This window comes from Methanospirillum hungatei JF-1, from assembly GCF_000013445.1.
Lineage (GTDB): Archaea > Halobacteriota > Methanomicrobia > Methanomicrobiales > Methanospirillaceae > Methanospirillum > Methanospirillum hungatei.
In genome coordinates this window covers 1,934,893-1,959,492 of record NC_007796.1, presented here as the reverse complement: position 1 = coordinate 1,959,492, position 24,600 = coordinate 1,934,893, and the positions used below count along the sequence as shown (strand labels likewise).

The 24,600-nt window shown below is 47.5% G+C and carries 21 protein-coding genes; 12 read left to right on the top strand and 9 right to left on the bottom strand.

The genetic code is table 11. The annotated features are described in order from the left end of the window. Positions 1–50 precede the first annotated feature (50 nt). The 3 genes from MHUN_RS09065 to MHUN_RS09055 form a co-directional block, all read right to left on the bottom strand. Positions 51–1,061: a TIGR00341 family protein gene (locus tag MHUN_RS09065; RefSeq protein WP_011448723.1), complete on the bottom strand. Its 1,011-nt coding sequence runs from the start codon at positions 1,059–1,061 to the stop codon at positions 51–53. Between the two features lie 101 nt (positions 1,062–1,162). Next, on the bottom strand, positions 1,163–1,627 hold the full coding sequence (locus tag MHUN_RS09060) for a thioredoxin family protein (RefSeq protein WP_011448722.1): 465 nt from the start codon (positions 1,625–1,627) through the stop codon (positions 1,163–1,165). A gap of 163 nt (positions 1,628–1,790) precedes the next feature. Next, positions 1,791–3,065 carry a hypothetical protein gene (locus tag MHUN_RS09055; RefSeq protein ID WP_011448721.1) on the bottom strand — a complete coding sequence of 425 codons (1,275 nt, stop codon included), beginning with the start codon at positions 3,063–3,065 and terminating at the stop codon, positions 1,791–1,793. A 294-nt stretch (positions 3,066–3,359) separates the two neighbouring features. Here MHUN_RS09055 and MHUN_RS09050 point away from each other — a divergent pair, with 294 nt between their 5' ends. The 9 genes from MHUN_RS09050 (at position 3,360) to MHUN_RS09005 (ending at position 13,321) form a co-directional block, all read left to right on the top strand. Next, the gene (locus MHUN_RS09050) at positions 3,360–3,554 is read left to right on the top strand and encodes a hypothetical protein (protein WP_048067410.1); all 195 of its coding nucleotides are present in this window, start codon (positions 3,360–3,362) and stop codon (positions 3,552–3,554) included. Positions 3,555–3,768: 214 nt separating this feature from the next. Then, positions 3,769–4,776: a tRNA-intron lyase gene (gene endA / locus MHUN_RS09045; protein ID WP_011448720.1), complete on the top strand. Its 1,008-nt coding sequence runs from the start codon at positions 3,769–3,771 to the stop codon at positions 4,774–4,776. Positions 4,777–4,780: 4 nt separating this feature from the next. Next, positions 4,781–6,049, top strand: a complete 1,269-nt coding sequence (locus MHUN_RS09040; RefSeq protein WP_011448719.1) for a tryptophan--tRNA ligase — start codon at positions 4,781–4,783, stop codon at positions 6,047–6,049. A gap of 430 nt (positions 6,050–6,479) precedes the next feature. Beyond that, positions 6,480–7,622, top strand: coding sequence for a Fic family protein (locus tag MHUN_RS09035; RefSeq protein ID WP_011448718.1), 1,143 nt, complete (start codon positions 6,480–6,482; stop codon positions 7,620–7,622). 974 nt (positions 7,623–8,596) lie between these two features. Then, positions 8,597–10,033, top strand: a complete 1,437-nt coding sequence (locus MHUN_RS09025; protein WP_011448717.1) for a phenylalanine--tRNA ligase subunit alpha — start codon at positions 8,597–8,599, stop codon at positions 10,031–10,033. Further along, entirely contained in the window at positions 10,033–11,670 is a 1,638-nt protein-coding gene (gene pheT / locus MHUN_RS09020; protein WP_011448716.1) for a phenylalanine--tRNA ligase subunit beta, read from the top strand. Before MHUN_RS09025 ends, pheT begins: the two co-directional genes overlap by 1 nt. A 37-nt stretch (positions 11,671–11,707) precedes the next feature. After that, on the top strand, positions 11,708–12,184 hold the full coding sequence (locus tag MHUN_RS18290) for an acylphosphatase (protein WP_011448715.1): 477 nt from the start codon (positions 11,708–11,710) through the stop codon (positions 12,182–12,184). Then, positions 12,184–12,555 (top strand): hypothetical protein, encoded by a 372-nt coding sequence (locus tag MHUN_RS09010; protein WP_011448714.1) that lies wholly within the window; start codon positions 12,184–12,186, stop codon positions 12,553–12,555. The genes MHUN_RS18290 and MHUN_RS09010 overlap by 1 nt, the downstream gene beginning before the upstream one ends. 187 nt (positions 12,556–12,742) lie before the next feature. After that, complete coding sequence (locus tag MHUN_RS09005; protein ID WP_011448713.1) at positions 12,743–13,321, top strand: hypothetical protein; 579 nt, start codon at positions 12,743–12,745, stop codon at positions 13,319–13,321. On the opposite strand, the gene MHUN_RS18285 is transcribed toward MHUN_RS09005, so the two are convergent. The 3 genes from MHUN_RS18285 to MHUN_RS08990 are packed head-to-tail and all read right to left on the bottom strand — an operon-like array spanning position 13,303 to position 18,191. Beyond that, a complete protein-coding gene (locus MHUN_RS18285; protein WP_011448712.1) occupies positions 13,303–14,361 on the bottom strand; it encodes a response regulator in 1,059 nt (352 codons plus the stop codon). The genes MHUN_RS09005 and MHUN_RS18285 overlap by 19 nt on opposite strands. Then, positions 14,358–16,652 carry a histidine kinase dimerization/phosphoacceptor domain -containing protein gene (locus MHUN_RS17565; protein WP_011448711.1) on the bottom strand — a complete coding sequence of 765 codons (2,295 nt, stop codon included), beginning with the start codon at positions 16,650–16,652 and terminating at the stop codon, positions 14,358–14,360. Before MHUN_RS17565 ends, MHUN_RS18285 begins: the two co-directional genes overlap by 4 nt. 60 nt (positions 16,653–16,712) lie before the next feature. Continuing rightward, positions 16,713–18,191 (bottom strand): PAS domain-containing protein, encoded by a 1,479-nt coding sequence (locus tag MHUN_RS08990; protein WP_052288868.1) that lies wholly within the window; start codon positions 18,189–18,191, stop codon positions 16,713–16,715. A gap of 243 nt (positions 18,192–18,434) precedes the next feature. On the opposite strand from MHUN_RS08990, the gene acs reads away from it, so the two are divergent. Genes acs through MHUN_RS08975 form a run of 3 tightly spaced genes read left to right on the top strand, consistent with a single transcriptional unit; the run spans position 18,435 to position 22,094 of the window. Next, a complete protein-coding gene (acs, locus tag MHUN_RS08985) occupies positions 18,435–20,324 on the top strand; it encodes an acetate--CoA ligase (RefSeq protein WP_011448709.1) in 1,890 nt (629 codons plus the stop codon). A gap of 19 nt (positions 20,325–20,343) precedes the next feature. Further along, the gene (locus tag MHUN_RS08980) at positions 20,344–21,603 is read left to right on the top strand and encodes an L-lactate MFS transporter (protein WP_011448708.1); all 1,260 of its coding nucleotides are present in this window, start codon (positions 20,344–20,346) and stop codon (positions 21,601–21,603) included. 50 nt (positions 21,604–21,653) lie between these two features. Beyond that, entirely contained in the window at positions 21,654–22,094 is a 441-nt protein-coding gene (locus tag MHUN_RS08975) for a phosphate-starvation-inducible PsiE family protein (RefSeq protein ID WP_011448707.1), read from the top strand. 66 nt (positions 22,095–22,160) lie between these two features. On the opposite strand, the gene MHUN_RS08970 is transcribed toward MHUN_RS08975, so the two are convergent. The 3 genes from MHUN_RS08970 to MHUN_RS08960 form a co-directional block, all read right to left on the bottom strand. Continuing rightward, on the bottom strand, positions 22,161–22,349 hold the full coding sequence (locus MHUN_RS08970) for a hypothetical protein (RefSeq protein WP_048067409.1): 189 nt from the start codon (positions 22,347–22,349) through the stop codon (positions 22,161–22,163). Positions 22,350–22,374: 25 nt separating this feature from the next. Continuing rightward, positions 22,375–22,626 (bottom strand): DUF7123 family protein, encoded by a 252-nt coding sequence (locus tag MHUN_RS08965; protein ID WP_011448706.1) that lies wholly within the window; start codon positions 22,624–22,626, stop codon positions 22,375–22,377. Between the two features lie 85 nt (positions 22,627–22,711). Further along, positions 22,712–24,550: a DHH family phosphoesterase gene (locus MHUN_RS08960; RefSeq protein WP_011448705.1), complete on the bottom strand. Its 1,839-nt coding sequence runs from the start codon at positions 24,548–24,550 to the stop codon at positions 22,712–22,714. Between the last annotated feature and the right edge of the window lie 50 nt (positions 24,551–24,600).

Sequence of the window (24,600 nt, the reverse complement as noted above, 5' to 3'; positions counted from 1 at the left end):
CTATCTCTCTGGTAATGATACTCCGGATAAGTGGATAAAACTCCCGCATTCTACGACCCAGTTTTCGAGGGGTAATGAATTATATTCACTGGTATTGCCCGCAGATCAATGGCTATAGGTCTTTGAAAATGGTCCTCCAACATCCGGTGCAGGAGTTCAGGGTCAGGCATATCTCCTGTTCCGATGATATGCAGGGTCAGGTTCTGTTTGCGGAGATCAAAATCTGTTATCTCATACCCGGATCCATACAGCCAGTTCTTTGTAATTTCCTGTGCTTCTTTCGAGTAATATGCCTGCTCCAACGTCTCATATCCTGATATAAAAAGCGGGACCGATATCAGGACTACACAGATGACGGCTATGGAAAACGCCTGTTTCCGTTTTTTTGAGCGCTCTTCGTCCATCCATCCGGGTTTTATGCCTGAAAGCCAGAATACTGCTCCACCGGAGACCAGGATTGCAAAAAGGTTCGTGAGAAAGAGAAGCAGAGAGCCAATAGCATCTCCCCATTGAAATTTTGAAAGTGAGATTCCGACGACACTGAGCGGTGGCACAAGAGAGATGGCTATTGCTACCCCTGGCAGTGAGTCACTGACTGATTCCCGGCTGACAGCAAAGGCTCCTGCGGCTCCTGATGCAAGAGCAACATAGAGGGCAAACATATCTGGTGCGGTTCGAGAGAGGATCTCCTGATTTCCCTGGAAATCAATGGTCAAAGGAGAGATACTACAGGTGATCAGGGCTGCAAGGAGGATGACAAATACCGTACTGACCGTCACCATCATAAATGATCGTCCGGCACGGTGCGTGTCTCCAAGAACAATTGCGAGGGTGGTTGCCATAATCGGGGTCATTAACGGGGCAATTATCATAGCTCCGATAACCGTGGCAGTGGATCCGGCTATGACCCCATACGTTGAGATGATGGTGGCGAGGGTCAGGAGGACTCCGTAATTCAGAATCCCGTTTCCTGCACATTCACCCTCAAAGCAGAGTTTTTTCTGCAGGACCGGGAGATATGCCTGGTCAAATTTATTGGCCCTGATAAATTCTTCGAACATATGCCTATGGATGATATGAGCGCTTCCATTATCATATCATTGGTATCCACAGTATCCTGCTTCTCGTTTTAACTCACAATGACAAAAAAAGACCCGGAGAATTACTCTCCTTTAAATGAGGACATATACCAGGTGTATACCATATCAAAATAATTTTTTATATCATCTGCCCCTTCCAAAGAGACCGGGCCGATATATGCAAGGGGAATAAAGGCTTTTTCCCGGTGATAGGTCTCGGCAAATTGCTTAAACTGATCCATCTGTTCAGGGCCTTCCTCCAGGTTGACCTGTTCAAGTATGACATCAGGGTTTTCTTTCAGGTACGTATCCCAGAAGTCACGGACCTGCATACAGCCACCACAGTTGGGATCATAAAAGTAGATCACGAGCGGAGTTTCAAATTCAGGGGCAGGTTCTTTGAGATATGCGATCAATGCAGACTCATCCAGTTCGGTCCCATCTTCAATAAATATGGCCGCTGACACCGGAAAGAAGGAGATTGCCAGACCTACAAATAAAAGAGCGACAATCATCCTGAAAATTGGTTTCAATGATATCTTTTTCATTCTATCCCTCTAAATCATGGCGTACACATTTCGATAATATTTGAACATTAGAGTGAATAGGATAAAAGTCTTCTTCAAAATTTACGGGTTATCTCTCAACTCCATACGGTGAGATGGTATATGTTTTTCACTCGTACTCAAAAAAATGCTATTGTTTTTCCCTCTACATCGGATAGAGGATTTCAATCTTCCTGATGAAACCTGCAAGAACAAAGAGGAGCAGTCCGTTTATTACGATAATCACGGCATTGATGAGTCCTGGCATGATACCCGGAATGAGCATTGATGTACCAAATGCTATGGATACAAAATTCAGTATGGTCTGGGTAATATTCATTTTTTTCAGTATCGGGGGCTGCTTCTGATGATCCGAAGGGTTTCGCATTGCCTTAAGAAGCGGGTAATACCGGCCGATGAGCAGGACAACACCACCGATGATATTTAACAGACCTAGGAGTAATTGAAGAAAACCGGTCAGTAACCCGGGAACAATACAGGATATAATACCAAGAGTTGCGAATGTCATTCCAAAGATGGTCATCAGCCAGGAGCGCTTATATGCCCCGAGCGGGGTTTCTCCAAGAGCCATCATCTGAATAGCAAACACGACCAGAAGCATCCCAAGCAGTCCGTCCTGTGAAAACGGGAGTGCCCCAAGGTTTACCGGGATCAAAACCAACCCAAGAAGGGTCAGCAGTGTTGCAACCAGAAGAAGGACCCCGAGAGAGAGTGAGATAGATGACTCTTTCAGAACCAGCCATATCCCTTTTGTCTTTTGTGCTGCACTTTCCGCGGATTCATGTTCTACATCCTGCTTTTTCGAAGGGTACTCTCGTGCAACCTTCTGAATGCACCATGAAAGGTAAAAAAGACACAGAGCAAACAGAATTAAAATGACTGCAGTCTGATTATCCGTCGTAATTCCGGGGATAAGAGTAATCAGGCCACATATGCATGATAAGATATACACCAGCCCACAGGCAAGGATCAGATGCTGAAGTACTCCGGATACATGCCTCCAGGTCCGGGCTTTGTCTTCCCTCACGAAGAGTTGGAGGAAAAGAGCTACACCACCGAGAAACAGAACCCCTCCGACGATGAGCCTGATATGGTCAGAAAGATATCCCGGGACAAAAGCAGCAGCCATTCCCAGGATCGCAACGATAATGCCGATAAGTATCAGAAGCCAGGACCGTTTGAGATCACCAAAAGGCGTTTTTCCCATCGTGACAATCTGAAATGCAATTAGCAATACAAATAATCCATATGTGCTGTCCGGTGCATAGGGAAGAGCACCGGTGTGAATCTGAAAGAGCAGAAGGCCGAAAATAAGCATGAATATCCCGAAAATGAGCAGGATAACAACTTCGATGGTAAGATCGGATTCTCCGGTCAGGTTTAGATGTTCTTTTGTTTTATACCCGTGTTCGTTCGTCATGTACGCGAACTTCCTCAATATCTCTATAGTATGCTGGGTAAAAAAAACAACCTTAACCCAGGAGACGATCCGCGTATGAATATTCACATATTCTTACCGATTTACCAGAAATACAATTATCCTCTCTGCAAAAACGATATGATATGTTCCCCGTTGTGTCCGAATCCTATTTCCTGAAATTTTTGACTTGTTTTTGGAGATATCGGGACCAGTCCTGAGAGAATCATCGGTTCACACATCAGCGAGGCTCATGAGATTCGGAAGATCTTTCCGACCTGTGATCGGTTCAAGTCGGTGTTCATCACGGGTGTTCCCTTTCGTGAACTATTCACCATCCTGTATGACGGGGTGGAGATGCTGATGGATGCCATGTTCATCCCAGAAGGATCAGACCGGGTTGATATCAGGGATTCTCATCGTCCTTCAGATGTTACGTCACTTCGGGATGAGATAAGCAGCCTGCATCGTCGGAACGCAGAGTCTATCTAGTCCTGACCCTCTTTTCATTCTCACTGCTCACATCAGTATTGCTTTTCTTCCTGTTCGGTCTGTTTTCCAGTTCATCCCTGGATACTGATATTTGTCTCTTTGAATATTTCACCACTTATATATAGCATCATGAAGTTTATTTCTCAATAATCTGACTCATTCCAATCCGGTATCCGGGGCTGTTTTATGATGGACGACGCCTAAATCTTAAGGCGTGAAGGCACGGATAGAAGAAGACAAAGTCCTGCTGGGGTCAGAAGGATATGCCCTTTATGAGCAGAGCGGATTTGGCAGACCACAAAAGGACGGGCTTCGGCTCTCTCCGGTAGAAGCACTCTATCTCGTGTACCGGGGGAGAATCGAGATCCCCGGATATGATTTTGACACGCTTCTGGTCAGGTTTTCAGATAACGCCCATATGATCAGATCGTTCCTGGTGTACCGGGATATCAGGGAGCGGGGATATGTGGTTCAGACCGGCCCTCATGACTTCAGGGTATTTAAGCGGGGAGAAAAACCAGGAAAAGGAGAGTCCCAGTATATGGTCCGCGTGCTCTCTGAACGTGATCTGATCGACTTTTCCGTTGTCCAGGGCGAAGTCAGGACTACCCTTAATATGAGAAAACAGCATGTCCTTGCGGTAGTTGATGACGAGTTTGAGATAACATACTATGAAGTAAAACTCCAGAAACTCCCCGGACTTGAGGTAACTCCGGACCCAAAACCTGCACCCGGCCTCCTCTCCAGTATATCGGTTATCATTAACGCAGGAGCAGACCTTGGATATGATCAGGCATTTTACGGAAAACGGCTGGATGATTCACGGATAGTTCTCTCAACCGTTGAAGCTGCATACCTGATAGAACAGGGTCTTGTCACCATTCAGCTGGGCGAGGCTACGCTTACTGCCGAAGAATATTGTGCCCGTATCCAGGATTCAGACCCAGAGCTGGATAAAAAGATCACGGTATACCGCTATTTACGTGAACTCCAGTATATCCCCAAGACCGGGTATAAATTCGGCCATCATTTCAGGGTATATTCTGGAAGAAAAATCCACTCAGAGATGCTGGTCCAGGCGATAGGGCCCTTGGAGACACTCCCGATGAATAGTATATCCCGTTCAGTCCGGATGGCTCACAGTGTCAAAAAGAAGATGTTATTTGCCGGTATACATGATGAGGGCATTGTCTTTACAGAATTTGCCAGGATAAAACTCTAGAACCATGAAGACTGAAGTTGTAAATCCCTGGGCATCAGACCAGTCTGTAGATATCGAGCGTCTGCATGCCGAGTTTGGAATTGAACGGATCGAGACCGTCATTGATCTTCTTCCCGAGACTCCCGATTTTATCAGACGGGGGATCGTCTTCGGCCACCGCGATTATCATCAGATAGCGAATGCAATCAGGACCAATGAACCGTTTAATGTGATGACCGGGTTTATGCCGTCCGGTCACCCGCATCTCGGACATTTGATGGTCATGAAGGAAGTGGTCTGGCATGTGCAGCAGGGAGGACGGGGTTATATCTGCATCGCAGACCGGGAGGCCCATGCAGTACGAAACCTCACCTGGGAACAGTGCCGGAAATATGGCGATGAATACCTCTCCTGCCTCTATGCTCTTGGGTATCATGGGGAAACCTATGAGCAGAGCTCGAACCGGGTCGTGCAGGATCTGGCATTTGAAGCATCAGCAAAGGTGAATTTTTCTGAACTCTCTGCAATTTATGGCTTTACTCCTGATACCGATATCGGTCATGCCATGAGTGTCTTAACCCAGGTTGCAGATATTCTCCATCCGCAGGTCAATGAAGAGCCGGCCCCGACCATCGTGCCGGTGGGGCTTGACCAGGATCCGCATATCCGTCTGACAAGAGGAGTAGCTCATAAACTTCGGATGTTCACCGTCGAAGATCGGGACACCCATGTCAGTGTCCGGTCAAAAGAAGCCCCAGAAGAGGCGATGGAAGCGATTCATAAAGCATTCAGGGGTTCTAAGCGGTACGAGGGTCATATAGATATCTTCAATGTTCCCCTTGATGTTGTGAAAAAGACCGTCAGGGCAATAGAGCGAACCCATGGGGGATATGGGTTTGTCACTCCGTCCGCAACCTTTCACCGGTTCATGCCCGGTCTGACCGGTGGGAAGATGTCATCCAGTATTCCGGAGAGTATCATCGGGTTTTATGAGGATGACAAGACAGTCACCAGAAAGATCATGGCAGCCCTGACCGGTGGCCGGATGACACTCCAGGAACAGAAAGAGCTGGGAGGGGAGGCAGACAAGTGTCCGGTGTTTCTTTTAAATCTGTTTCATATGGTATCTGATGATGCAGAGCTTGCTGAAATCCGTCGGAAATGCATGGCCGGAGAACTCATGTGCGGGCAATGTAAGAAAGATAGTGCAGCGAGGGTTTTGGCATTCCTGGATGAGTTCAGGGAGAAGATGGCGGTTGCAGCAGATCAGATACGATCGGAAAAGAGTTGTTAATAATTTCCTATACTCCCCTTCTTTCAAAGGGAACCTTTTATCTGTTTTTTGTTGTATTTTCCTTGTTCAGGATTATTCATCCTTATTTGGAAACAATGAATCATTCTACGGTATAGTGGTCACAAACTCCACATTTATCGGCATTTTGAAATCATGAATCACTGAGGGGTTCCGGAACCCGGAGATCATATCAATGACTTGCTTACCACTTGAAAGATCATGGTTCTGATCATGGCTTTTAGGATCATGACGGGAAACACTGTAAGATCTCAATAATGTTTCTGGTATCCTGAGATCCCAATCCTGGGGAGGACGTATGAAAGGAAGGTTTCACATACTCGTATGATCTCATTATATGAAAGGCAGGCTTCATATAATTCCTAACATGGGTGTATGTGAAAGGATCTGCTCACAAACTGGGTGGCTATACATGCATTATAATACCGGCAGATATGAAGAGCAGATTGAAGGGTATACCGCGTTTATTCCTGCATGTCTTCCGTACTCACCTGATATTCAATATGATGACTCCATGCACCTCATGCTTTCTGAAGCAGATCGGGCATTATCGGGACTTGATGTCATGGTTGATATGCTCCCAAACCCGGATCACTTTATTTGGATGCTTGCCAGGAAAGAAGCATTGCAAAGTGCCCAGATTGAGGGGACGGTCGCAACATTTTATGGGATTCTCGCATATGAGGCTGATGTATCTTTTGATGATGACCCAAACCAGATCCGGGAAGTTACGAATTATATGAAGGCTTTACAGACCGGTTTCGAACGGGTGAAAAATGAACCAATTACACTCTCACTACTCTGTGATCTTCATCGGATCCTCCTTACGAAGGTTCGGGGATCAAAGGCACTGCCAGGGATGATTCGGCCCATACAAAACCAGATTGGAGGAGACTCACTCTATAAAGCCCGGTATATTCCACCACCACAGGAAAATGTCAGATTTCTTCTGAATAACCTGGAAAATTTTATCGCAGAAGAAAAAACCATTCCTCCGTTAATTGTATCAGCTCTCATTCATGGACAATTTAAGATGATTCACCCCTTCTTGGATGGAAATGGGAGAATCGGCCGCCTCCTCATCAGCCTGTACCTCTGTTGGAGACAGGTTCTTGCAAAACCCACACTTAACCTTAGTTATTACCTGAAACGGAACCGGTCGGAATATTATGATCGTTTATTTTCACTGGAAAAAAATGGGGATCTGGAGGGATGGGTGAAGTTTTTTCTGCAGGGAGTTATTGAAGTCTCCACTGATTCGCACCATTTAGTAAAGAAGATAATAACACTGGAGAGGGAACTGGTGAAACGGGTAATTTACGAGAATATCGGCGGTATTCATGGTGCCCGGATGATAGAACTTCTGTTTATGAAGACAATGGTTACCAGTACTGATATCAGCACCCATTGCGGTGTTTCAATACAGACTGCAAACAATTTGGTCCGTAAATTTGAAGAGGCTGGTATAGTAAAAGAGGTTACCGGATGGAAGCGGAACAGGAAATATCTCTACAGAGATTATGTGAAATTGATTGCCGAAGGAACCGGCCCATAAGGTGGTAATCCCTCGTTTCGCAAAAAATTAGCTTCTTTCTCGTTCCCAACTCATCCTGTCACCAGGTATCTAAAGAGCCGGTGAAGTCCGTTTTTTCCATGTGGTATCTCTTTTCAGAGTGGTATTACCACGTTGTGATATGAAAATGATGAATGGTCGATATCATTCTCATTAAAAAGGGCATAGGGAGTTCTCGTATCAACAAAAATGTTATTCCGTTTTGTCATAGAGATGAGAGATATCAATATTCTATTGAAAATGCGATTATTATTAGTGTTATGCAATACACAATTCTCATAATGCCTCAGGAAGAAGATGGATACACCGTACTATGTCTTGAATTACCTGGAGCGATAAGCCAGTGAGAAACTGTAGACCAGGCGCTTGATAATATTAAAGAGGCAATTGAACTCCTTCTCGATGTACTTCAGGATGATTTAAAAGATAAGCTCGCTCTATCAACGACTCAGATTGCCCGGATAGAGATAGCACATGTCTCATAAACTCCCTGTCATATCCGGAAAGGAATTGATTAAAACTCTCTGCCATCATGGAGCAGTTGTTCGACGAATAGGTGGTGATCATGCGGTTTTACAGCGAGAAGGTCAATCATTTGCTGTCCCCTTCATAATTAACTTAAAAAAGGGACCTTAATCTCGATTTTGAAGCAGGCAAAGCTTGATCCGGATATATTTGAGACATGAAATTTTCTTCTTCTTCAGATCCCCATCCTATAAATACTAATCACAGGAAACACTATACCAGACTTTCATGAGCACTATTGGATCATTCTCTCCATTCTTTTCCTGCTCATTCTTTTCGTTTAGATAGGGGTCTGGACTAAACCGGGCCCCTGTAATAATCGATTACTGTTAGCATAGGTTATCAGGAGATATATTCATGCAGCACATACAAAAAACTCAAACTCCAATCCATACACAGAAACTGACAATTGGATCACATGTGGAGATATCATGCAATTAACCCTGAACGAGAAACGTCTGCTTCTTGAGCTGGTGAAGACCGAAACCACGACTCCGGAAGAGATGGGAACAATCCTTGACCGGCCTGCTGATTCAGTCATTCAATATGGAGGACTCTTGTCCCAGAAAGGCCTTGCACAGGTTGATCGTGCGGTCACAACGACACTTACTCTGACCGAGGAAGGAACTCAGTACCTGAAAGAGGGACTTCCTGAACGGCAGCTCTATGACAGTTTTTCAGAATCTGCATCCATAGCTGACCTTAATACCCATCCCCATGCAAAGATCGGTCTTGGCTGGATGAAACGGCTTGGCTGGGTGAAAATAGAAGCTGGAAATGTCATCAAGACCGGTGATCCTGCTCCGTCTCCGATTGAGCTCGCTCTGAAAAACCCGGATGCTGCTCCAGCTGACATCAAGAAGGATCTTCTCAAACGTGGCCTTGTTACCGAAGAAGAGTCAGTCCGGTATACGATCACTATCACCGATGAGGGAAAAAAACTCGCCGCTGCCGGGATCACACTCACTCAAGAGACCGGGACCCTGACTGCTGACCAGATCAGTTCAGGTGCCTGGAAAGATCTCTCCCTTCGCCGGTATGACATCACCAAGCACCCCCGCCCGGTCTGGCCTGGAAAGATCCATCCCTACCAGCGGATGATCGATGAGATGCGGCGGATTCTCCTTGATATGGGTTTTACCGAACTACATGGCAGCATCATTCAGGGAGCTTTCTGGAATTTTGATGCCCTTTTCCAGCCACAGGATCATCCGGCCAGAGAGATGCAGGACACGTTCCATCTTGCCGGGAAGCAGGAGCTCCCGGTTGGCTGGGAAAAAGTCCGTGATATGCATGAATCTGGAGGCGAAACCTCGTCAACCGGATGGGGCGGAAAATGGGATCCTGAAAAGGCAAAAGCAACCGTGCTTCGGACTCATACCACCAGTCTTTCTATTCAACACCTCGCTGCACACCCGGAGCCACCAGTGAAGGCCTTCTGCATCGGTCGGGTATACCGCCGGGAAGCCATCGATCCAACCCATCTTCCGGAGTTTGAACAACTGGAGGGAATCGTCATGGACACTCATGTGAACTTCCGGAACCTTCTTGGATACCTGAAAGAGTTCTATGGCAGAATGGGATTTGAATCGGTCCGGTTCAGACCTGGTTACTTCCCCTACACAGAGCCCAGCGTTGAACCTGAGGTATATATAGAGGGTCTTGGCTGGGTAGAGCTTGGAGGAGCCGGTATCTTCCGGGAAGAGGTCACCGCACCCTGGGGGATCACCTGTCCGGTTCTGGCCTGGGGTCTTGGTGTCTCACGAGTTGCCATGCTGAGAATGGGGCTTACTGACCTTCGTGAACTCTACCAGAGTGATATTGACTGGGTCAGAAATGTGCCGGTCGTTCAGGGAGGTCGGTGCTGATGCCGGTTGTTTCACTTCCGTACAAATATCTTGAACGCCTGTGTGGGATTGACCGAAAGACCATCATTGACCATCTTCCCATGATCGGTTCAGATATTGAGCGTATCCTTGAAGATCAGGTGGATGTTGAGTTTTTTCCGTCACGGGTGGATCTCTACTCAACCGAAGGAGTTGCCCGGGCCATGCGGGGATTCCTTGAACTTGAGACCGGAGAAGAAGTCTATCCGGTCAGTCCTTCATCTATTACATTCTCCGTCGACGAGAACCTGAAAGAAGTCAGACCATACATTGGTTCAGCGGTTATCAGGGATATTCAGCTGGACAATGAAGCGATCATCAGTCTCATGGGCGTGCAGGAAGCTCTGCACTGGGTTGTTGGCCGTGGCCGGGCAAAAGTAGCCATAGGCGTGCATGACCTTGACAAAGTGACCCCGCCATTTCGGTATTATGGTGCCCCGGTGACCCGATCCTTTATTCCCCTGGATTATGACCGGGAGATGACCCTGACTGAAATCATGGAAGAGCACCCGAAAGGCCGTGACTACTCCCACATCGTGAAGGATAAGCCGGTCATGCCGCTTATAGAGGATGCAAACGGCAATGTCCTCTCATTCCCTCCGATCATCAACGGAGAATTAACCCGGGTTACCGAATCATCGAAAAACCTCCTCCTTGATGTGACTGGGACTGACGAGCGTGCAGTTATGACAGCTCTCAGGGTCCTCTGTACCACCCTTATCACCGCCGGAGGAAGATGTGAAAGCGTCACGGTGAACGGTGTCGTCATGCCCGACCTCTCTCCGGCACTTCGAAATATCAATGTCACATCCTGTAATAAGCTCCTTGGGACCTCCTTTTCCGCAGATGAGATCGCGACCATCCTGAAGAAGATGCGATATGGAGCAGAAAAATCCGGTGATTCCACGGTATCAATCCGGATACCCTGCTACCGGGCAGATATCATGCATGAGTGGGATGTGTATGAGGATGTTGCCATCGGTGCCGGTTTTGGTAACCTTGAGGCAGAGCTTCCGGCAACCTTTGCAACCGGATGTGAACACCCCATTATCGCCCTTGCATCAGCAATCCGGGATATATGCTCTGGATTAGGATATCTGGAGGTTATGCCGTTCACATTATCAAATGAGGATGTCATGTATACCCGGATGCAGCGGGAGCCTGATCCGAAGGCACTTCATGTCCTGCATCCGATATCTGAAGAGCAGACGCTGGTCAGGACCGATCTCCTTCCGCTCCTTCTGGATCTGCTTCGGATGAACAAGCGTCGAGAACTCCCCCAGCGGATATTCCACACCGGAGATGTTGTCTCTTCCATGCAGACATACCAGAAACTAGCCCTTGCGTCAACCCATCCCGGAGCAGACTTCTCTGAGGCATATGCAACGACAGATGCATTAATGAGAGAACTTGGGATCTCCTATCTGCCGGCGGAGAGTGCTGATCCAGCATTCATCCCCGGCCGTGCTGTTGATATCATGGTTGACGGGAAGAAGATGGGTGTATTTGGCGAGATCCACCCCGGCGTATTAAACAAATTTGATATTGATCAGCCTGTTATCGGAATTGAGATAGATCTTCACCTCCTCTTTCCAGGGCAAAAGGAAACGAAATCTTAAACCCGTTTCCCGTCTCAGCATAGGACAATCACAGCCTATGCAGAGACGATATACTATTCTGGTAACCGGCCGGGTACAACGGGTTGGTTTCAGAGGATTTGCCAGACTGATTGCGAACCGGCACGGGGTTTTCGGGTATGCTGAGAACCTCTCCGATGGCTCGGTCAGGATTGTTGCTGAGGGTGAAGAAGAAGGTCTAGCCCGCTTTTGTGAGGATCTTAAAGCAGAGGATGAGCCCCTCATCCGGATTGATTCTCTCAGCGTCACGGAGTCAGCCAGTGAAGGAACATTCGATCACTTTGAACCCCATTTTGGTGACTTTCAAAAAGAGATGTTTCACCGGTCAGAACTGGGGCTTGAGTATCTGAAAGAGATGATTAAGCTCCAGAAACGGAGTCTGAAGATGCAGGAAGAGATGGTCTCAGCTCTCCGTGATATGAAAAAAGAGTCCAAAAAACGTCGTGAAGTTCTGGAACGGGTAATAGAAGCGATTCATACCCAGGGAGTCGGATAATGAAAGACAAAATACCCGCGTTCCCTGTTGTCCTATCCAGCCTGAGTACTGGTATGGTAGCAGATATCAGGGCCTTGGAGCAGATATCAGTCCGGGAACCGTGTGAAATAATTGTTTATTTTGAGAAAGACCTGGCATATAACTCAACCTATGAGAAGGATTTAAGAGAGTATGGGAAATTTGAGGAACATGAACGCCCATTTATTCCGCTCCCGCTTTTCCTTGAGATTCAACGGGAGATGAATCCTTCATTCAATGATGCTCTCAGCTCAATCCCCTTGGGAGTGACCATTGTAAGGATTGAACAGGCCGGAGATAAACCACGGGTTATCGGACTCCTTCCATTCCTTGATGAGATGGATATGTCCTGAGCTCTGGTACCTTCTTTCTAATAAATCCGTTTTTCAGATGGTCTCTATTTCAGGTTCAATGTTTTCGATTTCGTGCATTGCTTTAAATATTAAACTCTATGTTGCTATATATCTAACTCTAAATTATATTCCATATTTTATGATCCGATGCTAATATCTTTTATGAAGGAAGAAATATCTCTGCAGTATGGCAGTCAACATAGGCCGAACCGCCGGGTCAACACTTCGGGAACAGTTCCTGACACTGAAGGTTATGGCCAATACTATCAGGTCACAGGAGCAGTTTCTCATGATGATCGACCGGGAACAGATCATTCCTGACATGGCCCGCCGTCTCTCAAAAGAAGCCATCTCATCAGATCTCATCTCGAATAAACGGGTTCTTCTGGATTTTTTATATAATATGCTGGCACGAACCGGTCCGCATGAACCTGAACTTGATATCGAGTTCCATTACATTATAATCGGAAAAGAGTTCTTTGAGGTTGACAAGAGCATTCTCTGGTTGGAGGAGTATGAGATCGCAATTCCCTTTGAAATAGGAGATAAACTTGGTAAGATCATCGTCGGTGAGGATGTGACCGACGCGGTCAAAAAAATCATGACCTTTTACAAGGCTGCTGAGACAAAGTTCGACCGTGAACACTTTGGTAATCTGGACCGGTGTTCACTTCTTATTCTTGAGGAGCATTATCCCCAGTCCTCATGGCATATCAGGATGAGACTGCCGGCCAAGATCCTCAATGATTATCCGGTCAGTATCTGACCACTTTTCTTCTCGGTCTGTCCTGGATACGAGATCTGTTTTATCTCGCCCAGGTTTTTCAACACATTATCTGCCCGTGCCACGATCTGATGAAGCCGGTAGGTCTCCTCAGATGAGGCAAGAAATCTGATCTCTTTCATGGTATCAATCACCTCTTCGAGGAGGTTTCCTGAGGAGTCTGAAAGACCAGGCCCGGTCCCGGTGCTGTTCTCACCTGGGAGGATGATAGCAACGATAAAATGAAGTACTCCTTTTTCAACAATCGGAAGCATATCGACGCGGTACCGGCGTGGTGTCCCTTTCACCTGAACCGGTCCGGTGATTGAAAATCCCTTCCCCTCTTTGAACCGGTCCTTTCCAGATATCCAGATCTTTTTACAGAGGTCAGGCAGGTCCTCTATACTTGATGCAGTCGAATCATAACTTCCCGATACCATCCGGAAAAAATTCCTGAATGCCGTATTGGTAAAGGCAATAGTCCCATTCGTGTTCAGCAGGATGATCGGATGGGGAATTGCCTGGACGGCAAGGATGCCCAGCCGTAAATCAGGTGGTCGCTGGGGTGCAGCTGCTGAAGCTGATGCTGGAGGCGTTCTCTCTTCCACCCTCCTCTCCGGAACCTGTGTTGGCTCTTCAGGCTCATTTCTGGCAGTGGTCGTCCGATAGAGTTTATGCTTGTGCGCAACCATCTCAATATTGCTGTAGAGTTCCCGCTCTTTGAATGGCTTTATCAGATATCCGAACGGTCCGGACTCAACCGCTCTTTTAATAGTATCTTCATCAGAATGGGCGGTCAGGTATATACTCGGAATATTAAATTGCTGGTAAATCTGTTTAGCAGTCTCAATACCGTCCATGTCTCCCTGGATACGGATATCCATGAGGATCAGATCCGGACGTTTTTCCCGTGCGATCTCGATAGCTTCCCTGCCGTCAAAGGCACTGCCTACCACTTCATACCCCAGTTCTTTCAGGGTTTTCTCCAGCATCACTGAAGTTACTGCCTCATCTTCAACGATCAGGATACGCCGCTGACTCATGTTTTTATCCTGCCTTCCTCCGTCTTTGGAAATGTTATCGTGAATGTCGCCCCTTTCTCACTGCTAATCTCGAGTTTTCCCCGTAACTGGTGGGTCAGCTGGGAGGTCAGTTCCATGCCAAGGGACTGGCTTTTTCTGGCATCGAAATCCTTTGGAAGGCCCTGTCCATCATCTGATACCTGTAAGCGATACGAGGATGCATCCTGGGTAAATGAAATTCTGATCTCCCCTTCCCCATCCGGTTGAAATGCATATTTCACTGCATTCATGATAAGTTCATTCAGAATCAATCCGCATGGTATACACCGCTCAATGTCCAGCACAATATCGGCATCAACCGAGACACGAAGGTTCAGCCGTGCAGATATCCCCTCATATTCCTGTTTAAAATGATCAACCAGTCTGCTTATATATTCTTCTACCTGTATCTTACCAATATCTTTTGAGTTATATAAGAGCTCATGTATGGATGCCATGGTATAGACCTGGTTCCGACACTCCTGGATGATCTCCGCTGCCCGGGGATCCTGGATTCTCATAGACTGGAGTTTTAAAATCCCGGAGATTATCTGCAGGTTATTTTTTACCCGGTGGTGCACTTCCTTGAGCAGAAGTTCCTTTTCATGGAGAGATGTGATGATCTGCTGCTCGGTCAGTACCCGGTTTGTTACATCATTATAGATTAGAAATATTTCAAGGTCAGTTCGTTCATAACCCACCGGAGAACTGCTGAGAAAGATATCAAAATACCGCTTCCCGTACGGGTAGGTGATAGCACATTTCTGCAGAGTACGGGATTTCTTATCCTCAAGCATCCCGGTGATAGCTTCCAGCAATTCAGGATCAGCCTTTTTAAATAATCCCTGAAATGTGATACCTATCAATTCAGTCTTCTTTTTTTGCTCAGTCTTTTCTGCAGCACTATTCAGATCAACAAGTATGGTATTCCTGATGGTCCCGTCACTTTTAAAGATAAGACATCCTGCAGCCATCAGCATAAAAAGTGTTTTCAGCCTGGTATGGAACATCCGGACCTGGTCATCAAGAGCTTTCTGTCTGGTGATGTCCATAATGATCCCTTCTATTCCCGCAAGGTTTCCATCAGCATCTACGATACCGGTCCCCTGCTCAGATACCCACCGGTACTTGTTATCCCTAGTCGTAATCCGGTATGTGAGTCTGAATCGCACATTCTTCTGGACCGCCCGGGTGATGACCTCAAGGATCCTGACCCGGTCCTGAGGATTGATAAAGGAGCCCCATGAGCGAACGGCGTTATGCATAATATCCCTGGGGTAGTACCCGGTCAGATTAAAGACAGCCTCGCTGACAAACTCCATGGTCCGTTCTTCATCAATATGCCCCTGATACACCATACCGGGAAGATTCCGGATCATGGCCTTCATCCGGTTCTCACTGGTCCGAAGTGCCTCTTCTGCGAGCCGGTCCGATATATACCCGGATACCTGCACGACGATATCGGTGATAAATCGCTGAAGAGAGAGGCCATAGGTCTTAAGCGGAGATGATGTGAAGATATGCACACCGCCAATGGTCTTCCCATGATGACTCATTCCGAATATTCCATCAGAGCGGATACCCTCACTCTCAAACAGGATGGGAGTGACTGCCCGAATATCCTCTTCATCACGGAAGATCGGAGTCTTCTGCTGAATGACCGAATGAAGCATCTGCTGTACCTCTGACTGGACCCGTTTACTGGAATAGTGTTCAGAAGAACCGCTGATGATTGCAACGTTCAGATTTTTCTCTTCAAAGAGATAGATTGCAACACCCTCCATCCCGGAGACATCGAGGATGGCACGGGTGCAGATAAGAAGCGTCTCTTCAAGGCTTTTGGCATTCGCATTGGCAAGAGCTAGATCACGCTGTATCTTCAGATTTTTCTCTGCTCTGAAGAGTTCAACGGCTTTTGTGACATCATGGGCCAGTTCGGCAAAGACAACCTGGGGGAGGTTCTCTTTCTGCACATAAAAGTTCGCTCCGCTGTTCATCGCTTCGATTGCGATATCCTCCTTCTCCCTGATAGTAAAGAGGATAAAGGGAATTGCAGTATCAATCTCCCGAATCTTTCGAAGAAGGGTGATCCCATCCATCTGTGGCATGGAATAATCAGATATGATCGCGTCCACCTGCTGACTCTGAAATATCTCCAGGGCTTCTTTTCCTGATTCGGCAGTTATGGTATAAAAACCATATTTCTGCTCGAGAATGCGCCGTTCGAGATCAAGGAGATCTGGTTCATCGTCAACCAGGAGAATGCGTATCATCTGGCTACTTCAGAATGAGCTATGCAGTCAGTTAACGATATTGATCGGTGGAGGGACCCATCACCTGATCTCTCTTGCAATAGAACAAAACAGCGTCATCGGGCCGGCGGTGAAAAATGTCCGGGAGACCTCAACCGGAATGATAGTCCCATCCCTCCGGACATGGGTTGAAGTCACCCGCGATATCCCCGGTTCCTGCTCTGCCTGCTCCCACATCTCTTCCCAGATCTCCGGAGTAATCTCCTGGTTGATATCAAAGACCGATATTGCTGCTATCTCGTCCTTTGAATATCCAAGCAGTCTGCAACTGGTCTCATTGGCCCTCCAGAGTCTCCCGGATCGTTCAAAGAGAAGTATTGAATCGGAAGCATGGTTAAATGCAGCCTCGATGATGAGTAGTTCACGTTCTATCCGTTCTCTTCGTGCTATCTCCTTCATCAGATCCTGGTTTGCCTGCCGCATCTCCTTGGTTCGTTGTTTTACCAGGGCCTCAAAACTGGCATGGAATGTATTGAGTTGTTCTTCGAGGTGTTTTTCCCGTGAGATATCATGGCCCACGGCAAGATATCCGGAGAGCTTTCCATCCTGCGTGAAAATGCCACGGTAGGTCCATTCTTCAAAGGCCATCATCCCATCCGGTTGTATTGCCTTAAATGAGATGGTCTGGGACGGATTGGTTGGTGTAATCTCCTGTTTCATCTTTGAGAGCCGCTCAAGATCCTCGTGAGATATAACCGGTTCATAGGGGAATCCAAGAAGTTCTTCCGGCTTTCTATCCATCCTGACACAGAAGGGATGATTCACCCTTTTGAGAATTCCCTCAGGAGTACAGCTGAAGACAAATTCGTTCAGATCTTCAGAAACAATCTTCAATTCCTTCTCACAGATCTCAACCTCCTTTCGAGCTTGGGCAAGATCGGTGACATCCTGAATCAGGAAAGCACAGCCAGCCCGTCCGTCATCAAAAACCACCGGGATGATCCGGATATGGAGATTTTTCTGGTCTTTCTTATCAGGAGTTGTGATATCTATCTCTGCAAAAGATCCAAGGACCGCCCGCTTGCATAATTCAGTCATCGCTTCATCATACAAGGGAGATAATTCCTTGTCGGTGAGCTCCACTCCGGTGATATCCCCTTCAATTCCATATGCTGCAAGGTCTGATGAGAAATCCTTGACGGTGAGTCTGGTTGTGAAAAGGATGAACGGGCCGTCATAAAAACTGCGAAGCACTGAAGCAGGCACCCGCCTGGATGGGTGGTATACCTTTGAGGTTCCCATGATCCGGAGATCGACATCTCCTTTCATCTGAAGCATATCCAGATATTTTGCTGCAGTGGTCCGGTGCAGATGTAACTGTTTTGAAATATCGGTTATTGACAGCCCTTGTGGAGAACCATGCAATAATTCTTTTATAGTTTGGATCTCCTCGTAATCTCCAATCATCTTTCTTCTCCTGTCTGCCCCGGTATCTGGGATGAAAATGTCGTACATAATCATCCGGTTTACTCCCTGATAAATCTGTTCAGGAGGAAGCACTCTCAATTCCTTCTTATCATGATAATATTATTACATATTTATCTCAATTAATTAAAATAAAGCCTGATTTTTCATATTCTAATGTACAACGTATCTGTACTACCAATGCAAAAAATTAATTCATTCGCAAACCTTCTATTTTCAGATGCTTAGCATACTCTCGAGAACATGTACCGGCACGATTAAGAGGTACCCTGGAATGAACGACGAACAATCAGGTTTCATACTACGTGGAGTAGGATAATGTCCGAAGATTTTGAGGTCATTTTACATACGAAATCATATCTCCCTGATCCGGAGTACAAGGCCCAGTCACACCTGGGCGATTATCATAATGCCTATCAGGAGTTTTTGAAAAATCCGGAAGGTTTCTGGGACCGGATGGCAAGGGAGATTGAATGGATGAAACCCTGGGACAAGGTCCTGGAGTGGGATTATCCCTATGCCCGATGGTTTTCTGGCGGGACCCTGAATATCACTACCAGTTGTCTTGACCGGCACATTAAGGCCGGGAGAAGAAATAAACTGGCCCTCATCTGGCGGGGTGAGGATGGCGAAGAGCGGGTGTACACCTACCGGCAGTTGCACCGTGATGTCATGCGGTTTGCAAATGCTCTGAAAAGGCTTGGTGTGAAGAAAGGAGATCGTATCTGTTTTTACATGCCGCTGGTCCCTGAGCATATCATCGCACTATTAGCCTGTGCCCGGATTGGTGCGGTTCATTCTATTGTATATGCCGGGTTCGGAGCCGAAGCACTCCATGCCCGTATTCGTGATGCAGAGGCAAAAGTGGTTATCACGGCAGATGTCGGGAAACGCCGGGGTAAGGTCATCTCCCTTCGGAGCATCGTTGATGATGCCATCCGGAACACACCAAGTGTTGAGAAGGTCATCGTCCTCTGTCGGGAGAAATGTTCGGTAGAGTTGTACTCTGAGATGGAGGAGGATTTTTATAGCCTTCTTGATGGTGTGGAGACTGACTGCCCACCTGAAGAGATGGATGCAGAAGATCCACTCTTTATCCTCTATACCAGCGGGACAACCGGGATGCCGAAAGGGATTGTCCATACCTGTGGCGGGTATGCGACCGGAGTTCATTATACCGCCCGGTATATCTTCGACCTGAAGGAGAATGACGTCCTGTGGTGCACGGCAGATACCGGCTGGATTACCGGACACAGTTACATCGTTTATGGCCCTCTCTCTGCCGGGGCTACGGTGGTCATTACCGAAACGACTCCTGACTGGCCTGATCCTGGCATCTGGTGGAGTATCATCGAAGAGCTTGGCGTTACGATATTTTACACGGCACCAACAGCAATCCGGATGTTTATGCGGGTCGGGGAGGAATGGCCGAATAAGTACAACCTTGACTCGCTCCGGATCATCGGATCAGTGGGTGAGCCCCTCAACCCGGAGGCATTTGAGTGGTATTACCGTGTCATTGGAAAGAACCGGATACCAGTCCTTGATACCTGGTGGCAGACCGAGACCGGAATGCACATGATCACAACCCCCCTTGGTGAACCGATGAAACCAGGGTTTGCCGGGCTTCCGGTTCCGGGGATTGAGGTTGATGTCGTGGACAAAGACGGGAACAGTATGCCACCAGGGCAGGGTGGTCTTCTGGTCATTAAAAAACCCTGGCCGTCTATGATGAGGACCGTATACCGGAATGACGAACGGTATCGCAAGTACTGGAATCAGATACGAAATTATTACACCGCAGGAGACCTGGCTGTCAAGGATAATGACGGGTACATCATGATCCTGGGCAGGTCTGATGATATCATCATCGTAGCTGGTCATAATCTTGGGACCGCAGAGGTCGAATCAGCTCTGGTAGAGCATGAGGCAGTAGCAGAAGCGGCGGTTATCGGTGTTCCGGATGAGATCAAGGGCCAGGCGGTAAAGGCATTTGTCATTCTGGTCAAGGGGTATGAGCCAAGTCAGAAGCTTGTGTCTGAACTGACCTATCATGTGAGGATGAGTATCGGGCCGATTGCCATGCCAGCCTCGATAGAATTTGTCGATTCTCTCCCCCGCACAAGAAGCGGGAAAATTATGCGAAGAATCCTCAAAGCAAAGGAGATGAACATGGATCTTGGTGATACCTCCACGCTGGAGGAGTAAGCAGGACAAGAGGTAAAAAATGACTGATGAATCAAAGATGACTGATACTGGTAATACTCGTATATGGGGAATGGAAGCAGAGAAAGGCAGATGGATCCTGGTTTTTCTCGGGATGGTTATCAATCTCTGTTTGGGAACGGTATACTCATGGTCTGTATTTGTCGGACCGCTGACCGAATATTTCACAAAAACCCTCGGGCAGGCGGTGACAGCAAGTGAGATACTCATGCCCTTTTCGGTCTTCCTGGCATGTTTTGCGATAGCAATGCCGCTGACCGGAAAGTATCTTGATATCTCTGGTCCCCGGAAGATCATCATGGCCGGCGGAATTCTGACCGGGCTTGGGTGGATTCTGGCGTCATTTTCCACGTCGGTTCTTATGCTCTACATCCTATACGGCGTCATTGGCGGACTTGGCGTGGGAATTGCCTATGGTGCCCCGGTTGCAGTTGCTGCCAGGTGGTTTCCTGATCGGCGGGGATTTGCAGTTGGACTTGTCCTGCTGGGATTCGGGTTTTCCGCATTCATAACCGCAAATCTGGCAGGGCTGCTTATTGGGATGACCGGAGTCATGGGAACGTTCAGGATATTTGGCATCGTATTTGTCATCCTGACTCTTTTCCTGGCCATACCGTTCAGATTCCCTCCCTCTGGCTGGACTCCGAAGGGATTTACTGGTTCTGCCGCCACCGCCGGGTCCTCATGTTCGATAACCCTGCCGGAGATGGTCAGGTCAGGACGATTTTATGCTCTCTGGATCTGCTATTTTATCGGCTGCCTTGCCGGTCTTATGGCGATATCCATATCAAAACCGGTCGGTTCAGAGGTGGTCGGGATAGAGGCAGCACTCGGGACCATGCTTGTCGGGTTCTTTGCCATCTTTAATGGTGGAGGGAGACCTGTCTTCGGTGCCCTGACCGATAAGATAAATCCCCGGAATACGGCAATCGTTTCGTTTCTTCTCATTGGAGGAGCGTCTATACTCCTTGCATCCATCCCGTCAGTTCCGGTCTATATCATTGCCTTTGCCTTGTTATGGGGATGTCTTGGGGGCTGGCTTGCAATTGCTCCGGCATCGACCGCCCGGTTCTTCGGAACCGGAGACTATCCGCGATGTTATGGTGTCATCTTTCTTGCCTATGGAGCAGGGGCAATAGCAGGACCACAGATAGCCGGATACATCCGTGATGCAACCGGTTCCTATCTTGGGGTGTTTCCGGTTGTTGCTGTGCTGGCCTTCATCGGGATCATTGCGGCCTTCTTTATGAAGGAAAAATAAAATTTTTTTGGCTGGTATAGTTCATTGCCTTGAAAAACAATCTGTGTGAAATGATTGACTCCATCAAAACCTTTCATCGGATCATGTACCTGGTCCTTCTTATCCTGCTTGGCATCGTTCTCGTCGTTTCGGTCATTAATCTTGGGATTACTGTATTCTGGTCTCTTGTCGATGATGGCGGATTTATCCTGGAGAGTTATGAAATAATCCAGATATTCGGATACTTCCTCCTGGTACTCATCGGAATTGAGTTTTTTGAGTCAATCCTGACCTATCTTCGCGATAAAGTTATTCATGTTGAAGTGATCGTCATGGTAGCGATGACAGCCGTTGCACGAAAAGTCATCCTACTCGATTCTGAAGTGAGCGATATGCACCTCATAGGTCTCGGATTCCTGATTTTATCCCTGGGTATTGCGTATTATCTTATCCGGAAATCAAACCGTGAGAAGATGAAAGAAGAACTTGTAAAAAGAACTCACGAAGCGTAATGTTCGCCCGGTTATAAAAAAAGGATTTGGGATAGCGTGTATTTTCCACGCGCCCCTTTTAGAATTTCAGACTTTTTCTACCGTGATCTTTACCCGGTCACCTGGCTGAAGTCCATGTCCTTTCGGAACATCGATGTTAAACCAGAGAACCTTCGGATCTTGCTGGGTATTGTCCTGTGACATCAGGCAATCTTTAAACTCATTAATGTCCCCGACAAATTCCAGTTCTGATTCAAATGAAATGATCTCCTTCATACTTATGCGTACGGGAAAAAAGGATTTAATTCTTTACCGGGGATACCATCCAGGTGGTGCTGTTTGAATAGCTCCACTTGACTATGGTAAGTTCCTGACAGATATCTGCAAGAATTGCCATGTTGGTCCCCACCTCTTTGGAAGACAGCCCCAGGTCTTTCGCAATGTACTTGGACTTGAAGTAATGTCTTCCTGATTCGAGCCCTTTTCTGAGATAGGTAATAAGCCGCGACTGCGTCTCGTTGTACTTCTCTCTAAATTTTATGTGTGATGGCATTATGAGACCTCCATCAGCGTACTTTACACATTCGATTGCAGGAATTTAAAGTTACCTTAATTATCATGATTTATCATGATTAAATTCAGGTCGTTGGAAACTCTCCAATTTTCTCTGATAAACGTCCAATAACCTCTTCCCGCATTCCTTCGACAAATTTTATGCTTCCGACGACCAGATGACCCCCTCCGTTCACTCCTGCTCCTGATATCTCTTCACGGAGTTCGCGGACCATCTGCGGGATATTCATGAGCACACCCCGCGATCTGAGCACCACAAAATCAGGCCCGAATCCGAGCGTGACAACAGGTTTTCCTGCGTATTGCTGGCATAACCGGTCATGGACCTCGCCGCATGTTTTTCCCGGTGGCGGGAAGGTGAATTTATGAGCATGAATCTCCACATCAATCTGGAAGAGATGCGCTCCATTCGGAAGGGTTGAAGCGATCACATGCGGCATGCAGGTCTTTACCTGTTCACCGATGGCAAATTCCGCTTCTGCTACCAGGAGATCAACCATGTTCCTGTACCGGTCATGGTCCCCGTTCAGGTCCAGAATGTCCTTGATGAGTTCTTTTCCGTCGTTAAACCTGAGATAAAACTGGATATAATCAAGTGCCAGTGCAATCTTTCTGCAGTCCTCCTCTGAGTACCGGTCTGCTACCAGATCCAAGTATTGTTGCCGTTCGGGTGCCTCGCTCCTGTCTGCTACACCTGCAACTGCTGCAATATGGCGCACCTGATGGTCAACTTTCGGGAAGATAAGCCGGGCAATCTCGGTCCCCAGCATACCTGCCGTGATCCCGTAATCACCATCAACGTGGTAGGGGTTTACATGAGCATTGAGATACTGGTCCACAATCTCATCAGGGTGATGGTGATCAAAGACGATCATCGGAATCCCGTATACCTTTGCCATCTTCATCGCCGGAAGGTCTTCTTCTGTTGAACCATTGTCGGTCAGCATGATGAGTGGCATCTTCTGTCCGAATCTGATGTTATCACGGGTTGCATAATCCAGGTCACGGACGATGTCTTCTATCTCATAGAATGGTGCCTTTGACGGAGCCCGTTTAAAGAGGTAATTCGCCGTATCATAGTCCCCGCCAGAGTCATTTATGAGAGCAACGACAGCCTGTTCGATGGCAACCGCTGAACAGATTCCGTCGGCATCGGCATGGTGTCGGAGCAGAATCGGCTGGGCGGTGAAGACAGCACGACGGATCTGTTTTGCTATCTTTCTCATCTCCGGGCGAAGCCGTTCAAGGACCGGGCTGTCGATTAACATGGGAATATCTGCAGGTTCTGCCCGTTCATCAATAGCCTGTTCAATCCGGTCAAGCACCTCTTTTGCCTCTGCTCCATGCAGGACCTCAAGCCGTGCCAGTTCAACCTGGACCTGGCCCCCCCGCATCATCACATCCCCGGTTGCCCGGACAGTATCACCCTGGTTTACATCAGGGAATGCACGTTTGCCTGCCTCGATAAACCCTGCGGCGTTTTCAGTGCCACTCTCATCAACAAGGGTAAAGATGGTCGGCCCTGAGGTCTGCTTAATCTGGGCAACCTGGCACTCAAGCGTGACGGTTCTTCCGACTTTTTCCCCCAGATCCTCAAGTTTTGTTGTCCGTCGCTTGCACACGACCGGCTGAATCTGGTATGATGAGATGACGATCTCTTCTAGGTCAATATTTCCATTGTCCCGGATATTTCCTACTCTGACAATAACGGTGTCACCCTCACGGTGACTCATCAGCATATTTGATTTATGGATAAGTCCCTTGATTGAACTATTCAGATATACGAACGCACCGAAGTTAGCAAAACCCTGGATTGTCCCGGTATATGTCTTCCCTATGACGATGTCTGTAATACTGCAGCCATCGCCAAGGCTGTAAACTATTGTCTCTGTTCCTGTTGGCATACTATTCACCAGAGTGAGATCCGGCCCGTCAGCAGGAATTAACAAGAATT

Coding starts and splice junctions, on each gene's coding strand:
- MHUN_RS09065 (WP_011448723.1), bottom strand. CDS start 1,061: ATGTTCGAAGAATTTATCAGGGCCAATAAATTTGACCAGGCATATCTC.
- MHUN_RS09060 (WP_011448722.1), bottom strand. CDS start 1,627: ATGAAAAAGATATCATTGAAACCAATTTTCAGGATGATTGTCGCTCTT.
- MHUN_RS09055 (WP_011448721.1), bottom strand. CDS start 3,065: ATGACGAACGAACACGGGTATAAAACAAAAGAACATCTAAACCTGACC.
- MHUN_RS09040 (WP_011448719.1), top strand. CDS start 4,781: ATGAAGACTGAAGTTGTAAATCCCTGGGCATCAGACCAGTCTGTAGAT.
- MHUN_RS09035 (WP_011448718.1), top strand. CDS start 6,480: ATGCATTATAATACCGGCAGATATGAAGAGCAGATTGAAGGGTATACC.
- MHUN_RS09025 (WP_011448717.1), top strand. CDS start 8,597: ATGCAATTAACCCTGAACGAGAAACGTCTGCTTCTTGAGCTGGTGAAG.
- pheT (WP_011448716.1), top strand. CDS start 10,033: ATGCCGGTTGTTTCACTTCCGTACAAATATCTTGAACGCCTGTGTGGG.
- MHUN_RS18290 (WP_011448715.1), top strand. CDS start 11,708: ATGCAGAGACGATATACTATTCTGGTAACCGGCCGGGTACAACGGGTT.
- MHUN_RS09010 (WP_011448714.1), top strand. CDS start 12,184: ATGAAAGACAAAATACCCGCGTTCCCTGTTGTCCTATCCAGCCTGAGT.
- MHUN_RS09005 (WP_011448713.1), top strand. CDS start 12,743: ATGGCAGTCAACATAGGCCGAACCGCCGGGTCAACACTTCGGGAACAG.
- MHUN_RS18285 (WP_011448712.1), bottom strand. CDS start 14,361: ATGAGTCAGCGGCGTATCCTGATCGTTGAAGATGAGGCAGTAACTTCA.
- MHUN_RS17565 (WP_011448711.1), bottom strand. CDS start 16,652: ATGATACGCATTCTCCTGGTTGACGATGAACCAGATCTCCTTGATCTC.
- acs (WP_011448709.1), top strand. CDS start 18,435: ATGTCCGAAGATTTTGAGGTCATTTTACATACGAAATCATATCTCCCT.
- MHUN_RS08980 (WP_011448708.1), top strand. CDS start 20,344: ATGACTGATGAATCAAAGATGACTGATACTGGTAATACTCGTATATGG.
- MHUN_RS08975 (WP_011448707.1), top strand. CDS start 21,654: ATGATTGACTCCATCAAAACCTTTCATCGGATCATGTACCTGGTCCTT.
- MHUN_RS08970 (WP_048067409.1), bottom strand. CDS start 22,349: ATGAAGGAGATCATTTCATTTGAATCAGAACTGGAATTTGTCGGGGAC.
- MHUN_RS08965 (WP_011448706.1), bottom strand. CDS start 22,626: ATGCCATCACACATAAAATTTAGAGAGAAGTACAACGAGACGCAGTCG.
- MHUN_RS08960 (WP_011448705.1), bottom strand. CDS start 24,550: ATGCCAACAGGAACAGAGACAATAGTTTACAGCCTTGGCGATGGCTGC.